Genomic DNA, 7158 nt, shown 5'->3' with positions numbered 1-7158 from the left:
ACGCTTCATCCCGAAGGAATCGTCATAAGTGCTTCGTTCGACTTGCATGTGTTAGGCACGCCGCCAGCGTTCATCCTGAGCCAGGATCAAACTCTCATGCTTAAGTGTTTGATTCCGTCAAGATAACTACTAGCTATCTTTCCGTCATACTGTTTTAAGGTTGCTTCTCATTCTTCCGCTCCCTTCGCAAAATCGCTTTTGCATCCGGTTGCTTCTATAATAAGAAAGCGTTCGTTTCTGAAATTCTTTTTTAGAATTTTCAGGGTTGTTTCACTGTTTAGTTATCAATGTTCATAGCCGTTCTCTGTGAGAACTTTGCTTTCCTCGTTTGGGTCAGCTCGAATATATTATCATGGTTCAGTATGTTTTGTCAACTACTTTTTTCCATTTTTTTATATTCTTTTTTCAAAGCTTTTCCAAACAACGGAGAAGGTGGGATTTGAACCCACGCGCCGCTATTAACGACCTACTCCCTTTCCAGGGGAGCCCCTTCGGCCAGCTTGGGTACTTCTCCAAATACAGCCAAATCAAATAGATATATGGAACCGCCTTCAGACAACAAAAGCGGTTGTTTTGAGCGGAGAAGGTGGGATTCGAACCCACGGCCCCTTGCGGAGTCACTGGTTTTCAAGACCAGCTCCTTAAACCACTCGGACACCTCTCCAAGTTGTCCGCTGTTCAGCGGCAACTAATATTCTACCATCACATTTTCTACCTGTCAACTACTTTTCTACTTAGTTTTTCATTTTTTTCCAGTAAGTGATTCCAAGCCTGAAAACATGCGGTTTGAAGCCAATATTGCCGCCGTATTTTCGGATTTCTGTCGCATTTTCAGCTTTCATGCAGCTTGCGAATTTGGTCTGAACCGCCTGAAATAGAAAATACCACCCCAGCGGGACTGCCCTTTCCGGGCGCCGGTATATAGAAGTTTAACACGAAATCCCGATTCTATACATCCATTCTATTTTTTATGTAAGATTCCACCCCTGCCGTAAGGTGTGATAGGAATGGCGCTCCTCATTCTAATTCCCTGAGCAGAACGCCTCGGCAATCTTCAAGTCCTCGGGCGTGGTTACTTTAATATTCCGATAAGAGCCCTCCACTAACTTTACCTTCGAACCCAAAAGTAGCTCCGCCACCATGGCGTCGTCTGTCACCGCCGCCTCATCCCCCTGTTCCAGCAGCAGATCATAGGCTTTCCGGATCAACTCATAAGAAAACACCTGGGGTGTCTGTACCTGCCATAGGGCATTCCGCTCCGGCGTATCTACAGCAAAGCTTTGGCGGTCCACCACTTTAATCGTATCTTTAACAGGCATTCCCACCACGCAGGCCTGGTATTCTATTACCGCCGCATATGCCCGCTCTATGATGTCTTCCGTTAGAAAGGGCCTGGCCCCGTCGTGTATAAACACGTAATCACAGTCCGTTATGGCATGCAGGCCATTGGCTACCGAATGATATCTTTCTCGGCCGCCCGGGACCACAGACACCACCTTTGAAAACCGGTATTTTTCTACGATCTCCCGCTGACAGTATTCCTCTTCCCCCGCCCCGGCCACCAGGATAATTTCATTGATTCGTTCACATTTTTGAAAGGCGTCCAGAGAATAATAGAGCATGGGCCTGCCATTCAGGAGCAGATATTGCTTCTGAATCTCACTCCCCATCCGCTTTCCTTTACCTGCGGCCAGCACGATGGCGGTACAACGGTCCTTTTTCATACGCGTTCACCCAGCTTTAAGTTTGGCACGGCATTCAGATCCCAGCCATGCCGCACTCCTTTTTGGTATTCATAGTACGCCGCCGTTCCAATCATGGCGGCGTTGTCCGTGCACAGAATCGGCGACGGGTGGCAGAAGCGCACGCCTTTCTCCCGACAGGCTTTTTGAACCGCTTCCCTCAACGTCCCATTGGATGCGACTCCCCCGGCGATAGCCAGAGTATCCGCCTGATAGTCTTCTACCGCCTGCATGGCGTTTCGCACCAGCACGTCGATAACCGCCTGCTGGAAGGAAGCGGCGATATCCGCTTCGTTTACCGCCTCGCCTTTCATTTTGCAGCCGTTCATATAATTAAGTACTGCGGATTTCAGACCGCTGAAGCTGAAATCATAGGCGCAGTCTTCGATCTTCGCCCGCGGAAACGGGATCGCGTGGGGATCGCCTTCCTTCGCCAGTTTTTCGATCTTAGGCCCTCCGGGATATCCCAGTCCGATGGCCCGGGCTACCTTGTCAAAGGCTTCTCCCGCAGCATCGTCCCTGGTTCTTCCCAGTATCTCATAGGCGCCGTAATCCTTCACCCGGACCAGGTGGGTATGGCCGCCCGACACCACCAGACACAGAAACGGCGGCTCCAGGTCCGGATTCTCTATATAGTTGGCGCAGATATGCCCCTCGATATGGTGCACCCCCACCAACGGCAGCTTTTTGGCATAAGCGATGGCTTTTGCCTCGGCGACGCCCACCAGCAAAGCGCCCACAAGCCCGGGCCCATAGGTTACTCCGATGGCGCTTAAGTCATCCAGGGTGACTCCTGCCGTATCCAGGGCTTCCTTGACTACCTGATTAATTTTCTCAATATGCTTTCTGGACGCGATCTCCGGAACTACGCCGCCATAGAGCTTGTGCAGTTCGATCTGGGAAGAGATCACATTGGACAGCACGGTTCTTCCGTTTTTTACTACAGAAGCGGCCGTCTCGTCACAGGAACTTTCGATCGCCAAAAGTAACACATCATTTTCCACGTTTATTTCCCCTCTTCAAATTCCAATGTCGTACTTCTTCGGTCCCGGCTGATCACGCTGTTCGGAAATATTTGCTGCACATCGGCCGCAAACTCTTCCGGGTGAATCAGAGACGGGCTGTAATGCGTCAGCCACAGCTCTTTTACCTGTGCGCTTTTCGCCAGTTCCGCCGCATCATAGAGAGTCATATGCTTATATTCGGCCGCTTTGGATTCTTTTCCTTTTTCTCCATACATGCCTTCGCAGATAAACAGATCGGAATCCTGCGCATGCTCTGCGATAGCGGCCACCGGCCGGCTGTCCGTACAGTAGGTAAGCTTTATCCCCTTTCGGGGCGGGCCCAGAACCATGTCCGGTGTATATACCTGTCCGTTGTCCTCTATGGTCTCGCCTTTTTGCAGTTTATTCCAGAACTTCTGGGGAATCATCCGCTCCTGTGCCTGTTCTACCTGAAACCTGCCGGCACGGTCGATTTCAACCGTATAGCCATAGCAGACTACGTTATGGTTGACCCGGAACGCGCGAATCCGGCAGCCGCCGCGCTCGATCTCTTGTTCCGGTCCGCTCAGTTCGATATACTCGATCGGGAACGGCAGCTCCGGCGCGATCACCCGAAGGGCCGATACCACACGTTCCAGCCCTTTCGGTCCGATCATGGTGATGGGCTGTGTGCGCTCGGCGTTGCCAATGGTCAGCAATAAGCCCGGAAGCCCACTGATATGATCCGCATGGTAATGCGTAAAACAAATCACATCAATGGGCTTGAAGCTCCAACCTTTTTCTTTTATCGCGACCTGGGTTCCTTCCCCGCAGTCGATCAATATACTGCTCCCGTTGTACCGTGTCATTAACGACGTCAGCGCCCGGCGGGGCAGCGGCATCATTCCTCCGGTTCCTAACAAACAAACATCCAGCATGGTTCCTCCATTATCGCTCTTAATTTTTTCTTGTAGCTTAAGAGCTTTCTTGCCTCTTTCGAGATTTCTTCTCTTATTGATTCTTCTATATTAATTCTTTTTCTTTTACAATTTCAACCGGAATCTGAAATTTCCCAATGAGCTTATCGTAGCACTCCTCACACAGATCGAAGGAATGCACCTGCCCGTCTTTATCGGAAAAATACCCCCAGGACTTGTCCACGGAAAGTACCCCCTCCCGGATCACTCCGTTCACGACGGTCATTTCTTTTCCGCACATATTGCAGTAGATCTTCTCTACAGAAAATGTTCGTTTCTCTTTGTATTTGCGCATGCCGATTCCTCCCTGATTTCAAACCTGCTGTCATGTTTTCTATCTGTCTTCATTATATCGGCTTTTTGCTTTTGTTCCTAGTGGGAATTATTATCAATGCTTCCACATAATAACTGCGTCTTCCCTGGGCTTTTCATAAAAATTTTTGCGGATCCCATTCCCGGAAAATCCCAGCTTTTCATAAAGTCTGCGGGCAGCAAGATTACTCTGGCGCACTTCCAGAAAAAAGCTTTCGATCCCCATCTGTTTTCCCTGTTCCAGCAGCCGGGTGAGCATCGTTCCGGCCACCCCCTGCCTGCGCTGCGCAAAAGCCACCGCCACATTGGTGATCTCTCCCTCACTGAACACCTGATACAGTCCGCAGTAGCCCGCGATCCGTCCCTCCGGCGTTTCCGCCACCAGATATAGGGTATAGGGAAGATCCATACTGTCCGCGAAAGCTTTCTCCGACCACGGGACCGAAAAGGTTTCCCGTTCAATGGCGGTAACCTGCTTCAGATCTTTGGCTTCCATTGGGCGTATCGTCAACATTTTCCGGCTTTCTCCCTTTCTTCGCGTTCCCGCTCCGCCTGGGAAGGCCGGAGATAATCCGGCATATGTGCTTCTGCGGTCTCTGTTTTTCCGGCCTTCGCGTAAGAAAGAGCCAGTACCGCTACCGCGGATGCCCGCTGTTTGTTCATATGCGCCGGGGCAAAGGTATAGGGAACCTGCATCAGCTCCGCCAGCCTCTCAGAAAATACCGGGACCCCGTCGCCCAGGAAAATAACCTCCCGCCCATAGCCGTTCAGCCTGTGCGCGATTTCTTCAATTGGCACTGCCATCTGCGCGTCAAGGACGTGAAATTCTTCTTTTACAAATTCATAGATTCCGGTATAGACCTGGCTGCGTCTGGCATCCATCAGCGGACAGATCAGTTTGTCCGTTCCGTACAGATTATAGGCCAGGCCGTCTACGGTGGGAATCCCGATTAAAGGCTTGTTAAGCGCCAGTCCCAGTCCCTTAGCCGTAGCGGAGCCGATCCGAAGACCGGTAAAGGAGCCGGGGCCTTTCGCCACCGCAATCGCATCGATACTGTCAAGGTCCAGCTCAATCATGGCTGCGATCGTATCCAGCATGGGCAGCAGCGTCTGGGAATGCGTTTTTTTATAATGAACCGTATATTCTGCCAGCAGATTATCATCTTCTACCACAGCCACCGTCGCCACCAGCCCGGAGCTGTCAAGCGCCAGAATTTTCATAGGTTTCCCCCTCCTGTGATCGTGATCCGGCGATAGTCAAACCCTTTTTCCAGATCTTTCTCAATCGTTACATGTACTGCGTCCTCCGGAATCAGTTCTTCGATCAGATTAGCCCACTCGACCAGGCAGATGCCCTCGCCGTAGAAATAATCTTCATAGCCGATCTCTTCCATTTCCTCTATATCCCCGATCCGGTACACATCAAAATGATAGAAAGGCAGACGCCCCTCCTCATATTCCTGTATAATCGTAAAGGTAGGGCTGCTGATAGGTTCTGTAATTCCAAGCCCCCGCGCAACCCCCTGTGTAAAAACAGTTTTTCCAACGCCCAGATCTCCCACCAGGGTATAGACTTGTCCGGCCCTGGCCTGTTCTCCGGTCTTTCTGCCCAGCGCGAAGGTCTCCTCCACCCGGTTTGTTTCGATTACCATAGTTATGTTCCTGTCTTTCCGATTCCTTTTCCTATTTCTCCGGGGCGGCCTGGTCTTTTATGCGGACCCGGTTCTCCGGGACATGCTCCCTGATGCACGCTACCACATCATCATACTGGCTGTCCATACTTTCGACCGGCAGTATGACCGCGTTTACCTTATTCAAATAAAGCAGCAGGGACTTTTTCGTCTTGCGCACCTTGTAAATATCCGACCATTTCGCCTGCGCTTTGTTCCCGTCCTGTTCTGTGGCGATTCCTTCCGGGCTTAGGATATAGGTAATGGGTTTTTTAAAAGCCGGAGTCATTGCCACCTGTCTTTTCGCCTTGGTATATAGTCCTAACGGCGTATACACCAGAAAAATGACCGCAAAGGCAAGATACAGGATCGTATATCCGGTTGAGACATCGCCGAATGTCATAACGGCTAATATCAGCACGGCAACTCCCAGGAAGGTTCCGAACACTCCCTGAAAATTCCGGTAGGAATGGTACAGCATAAAATCATACATGGTCTGTGCTGTCATTTTTACATCTAATTTGATTTCCAAAATTCATCCGCCTCCGGTTATGGATCGTAGTTTGTTGTGCTTCGCAACCTTTTTCATTTCGTGATGTTTACCACGTTGTATGCAGGCGATTTTTCATGCTGACCGCCCATTTAAAAAGGGTATGCTGCAATACAAAGTATTATAGCATACCCAAAAACGCCTGACAACCATTATAGAATTCCTCATGTTACAGAATTCCTCATCTGTATTCTACTTCGTCCTCACTGGGGAAATTGTAATTCAGGGTGGAGGTTTCCAGGTGTTCGACCAGGCATCGGATCGCCGCCTCCCGGTCCTGTTTTTCCAAGGCTTCTATGATGCCGCCGTGTCTTGCGGTCACATATCCCTTTTCCACCTCTCGCATCTTCGTGTAAGATTGCACGGCGATCACCCTGTTTTTCAGGATATTCCACATTTCCAGCATCAGCGCGCTCCCCGCCCGGTCAAAGAAAAATTCATGGAAAAGGATATCAAAATGGATCGCCTCCAGCTTATCCCCTTTTTCATAATAATAATCGGATTGCCTGCACAGCCCTTTCAGGTATTTGATATCCTGGGCCGTTATTTTGGAAAACGCGGCCTGACAGACAGCCGGCTCCAGCTGCTTGCGTACAAAGAGCACGTCCTGACAGTATTCCTTTGTAATATAGGTCACGTAGGTACCCTTATAGGGAAAGGACGTCAACAGTCCCTCTTTCGTCAGTAAAATAAAGGCCTGCCGCAGCGGTGTGATACTAATATTCAGAGTTTTTGCGAGCTTGGCCTCCACGAGCCGTTCCCCTGCCGTCAGCGTATGATCCCAGACAGCCTGTCTCAATATTTCACATACCCTCTCACTTGTGGACCGGCAGATATCCAGTCTGCTGTTCGCATTTGTCAGTTCCATACCCATTCCTCTCAGTGCCATATTCAATTACCATATAGTGGCAATTCATTTATTCT

At 50.1% G+C, this 7158-nt stretch carries 9 protein-coding genes, 2 tRNA genes and 1 rRNA gene; all 12 read right to left on the bottom strand.

Annotated elements, in window-relative coordinates; all coding sequences use genetic code 11:
• Positions 1-102 (bottom strand): 16S ribosomal RNA (locus tag KTH89_RS14955); the annotation flags it as partial.
• Positions 103-424: 322 nt separating this feature from the next.
• Positions 425-514, bottom strand: a tRNA-Ser gene (locus KTH89_RS14950).
• A gap of 64 nt (positions 515-578) precedes the next feature.
• A tRNA-Ser gene (locus tag KTH89_RS14945) sits at positions 579-664 on the bottom strand.
• A gap of 358 nt (positions 665-1022) precedes the next feature.
• Complete coding sequence (gene ispD, locus KTH89_RS14940) at positions 1023-1724, bottom strand: 2-C-methyl-D-erythritol 4-phosphate cytidylyltransferase (protein ID WP_158348393.1); 702 nt, start codon at positions 1722-1724, stop codon at positions 1023-1025.
• The gene (gene tsaD / locus KTH89_RS14935) at positions 1721-2752 is read right to left on the bottom strand and encodes a tRNA (adenosine(37)-N6)-threonylcarbamoyltransferase complex transferase subunit TsaD (RefSeq protein ID WP_158348395.1); all 1032 of its coding nucleotides are present in this window, start codon (positions 2750-2752) and stop codon (positions 1721-1723) included. The genes ispD and tsaD overlap by 4 nt, the downstream gene beginning before the upstream one ends.
• The gene (locus KTH89_RS14930; RefSeq protein ID WP_158348397.1) at positions 2749-3663 is read right to left on the bottom strand and encodes a ribonuclease Z; all 915 of its coding nucleotides are present in this window, start codon (positions 3661-3663) and stop codon (positions 2749-2751) included. Before KTH89_RS14930 ends, tsaD begins: the two co-directional genes overlap by 4 nt.
• Positions 3664-3748: 85 nt before the next feature.
• Positions 3749-3997: a hypothetical protein gene (locus KTH89_RS14925; protein ID WP_238722242.1), complete on the bottom strand. Its 249-nt coding sequence runs from the start codon at positions 3995-3997 to the stop codon at positions 3749-3751.
• A 93-nt stretch (positions 3998-4090) separates the two neighbouring features.
• The gene (rimI, locus tag KTH89_RS14920) at positions 4091-4528 is read right to left on the bottom strand and encodes a ribosomal protein S18-alanine N-acetyltransferase (protein ID WP_158348401.1); all 438 of its coding nucleotides are present in this window, start codon (positions 4526-4528) and stop codon (positions 4091-4093) included.
• Positions 4522-5235: a tRNA (adenosine(37)-N6)-threonylcarbamoyltransferase complex dimerization subunit type 1 TsaB gene (gene tsaB / locus KTH89_RS14915; RefSeq protein ID WP_238722241.1), complete on the bottom strand. Its 714-nt coding sequence runs from the start codon at positions 5233-5235 to the stop codon at positions 4522-4524. Before tsaB ends, rimI begins: the two co-directional genes overlap by 7 nt.
• On the bottom strand, positions 5232-5666 hold the full coding sequence (tsaE, locus tag KTH89_RS14910; RefSeq protein ID WP_238722240.1) for a tRNA (adenosine(37)-N6)-threonylcarbamoyltransferase complex ATPase subunit type 1 TsaE: 435 nt from the start codon (positions 5664-5666) through the stop codon (positions 5232-5234). The genes tsaB and tsaE overlap by 4 nt, the downstream gene beginning before the upstream one ends.
• Positions 5667-5697: 31 nt before the next feature.
• A complete protein-coding gene (locus KTH89_RS14905; protein ID WP_238722239.1) occupies positions 5698-6216 on the bottom strand; it encodes a YcxB family protein in 519 nt (172 codons plus the stop codon).
• 199 nt (positions 6217-6415) lie between these two features.
• On the bottom strand, positions 6416-7102 hold the full coding sequence (locus tag KTH89_RS14900; protein ID WP_238722238.1) for a GntR family transcriptional regulator: 687 nt from the start codon (positions 7100-7102) through the stop codon (positions 6416-6418).
• Positions 7103-7158 lie beyond the last annotated feature (56 nt).

Origin of the sequence: Diplocloster agilis (assembly GCF_019042275.1) — a bacterium.
Taxonomy (GTDB): domain Bacteria; phylum Bacillota; class Clostridia; order Lachnospirales; family Lachnospiraceae; genus Diplocloster; species Diplocloster agilis.
Note: the sequence above shows the minus strand (reverse complement) of the source record. Positions and strands in the feature narration are given on the sequence as shown.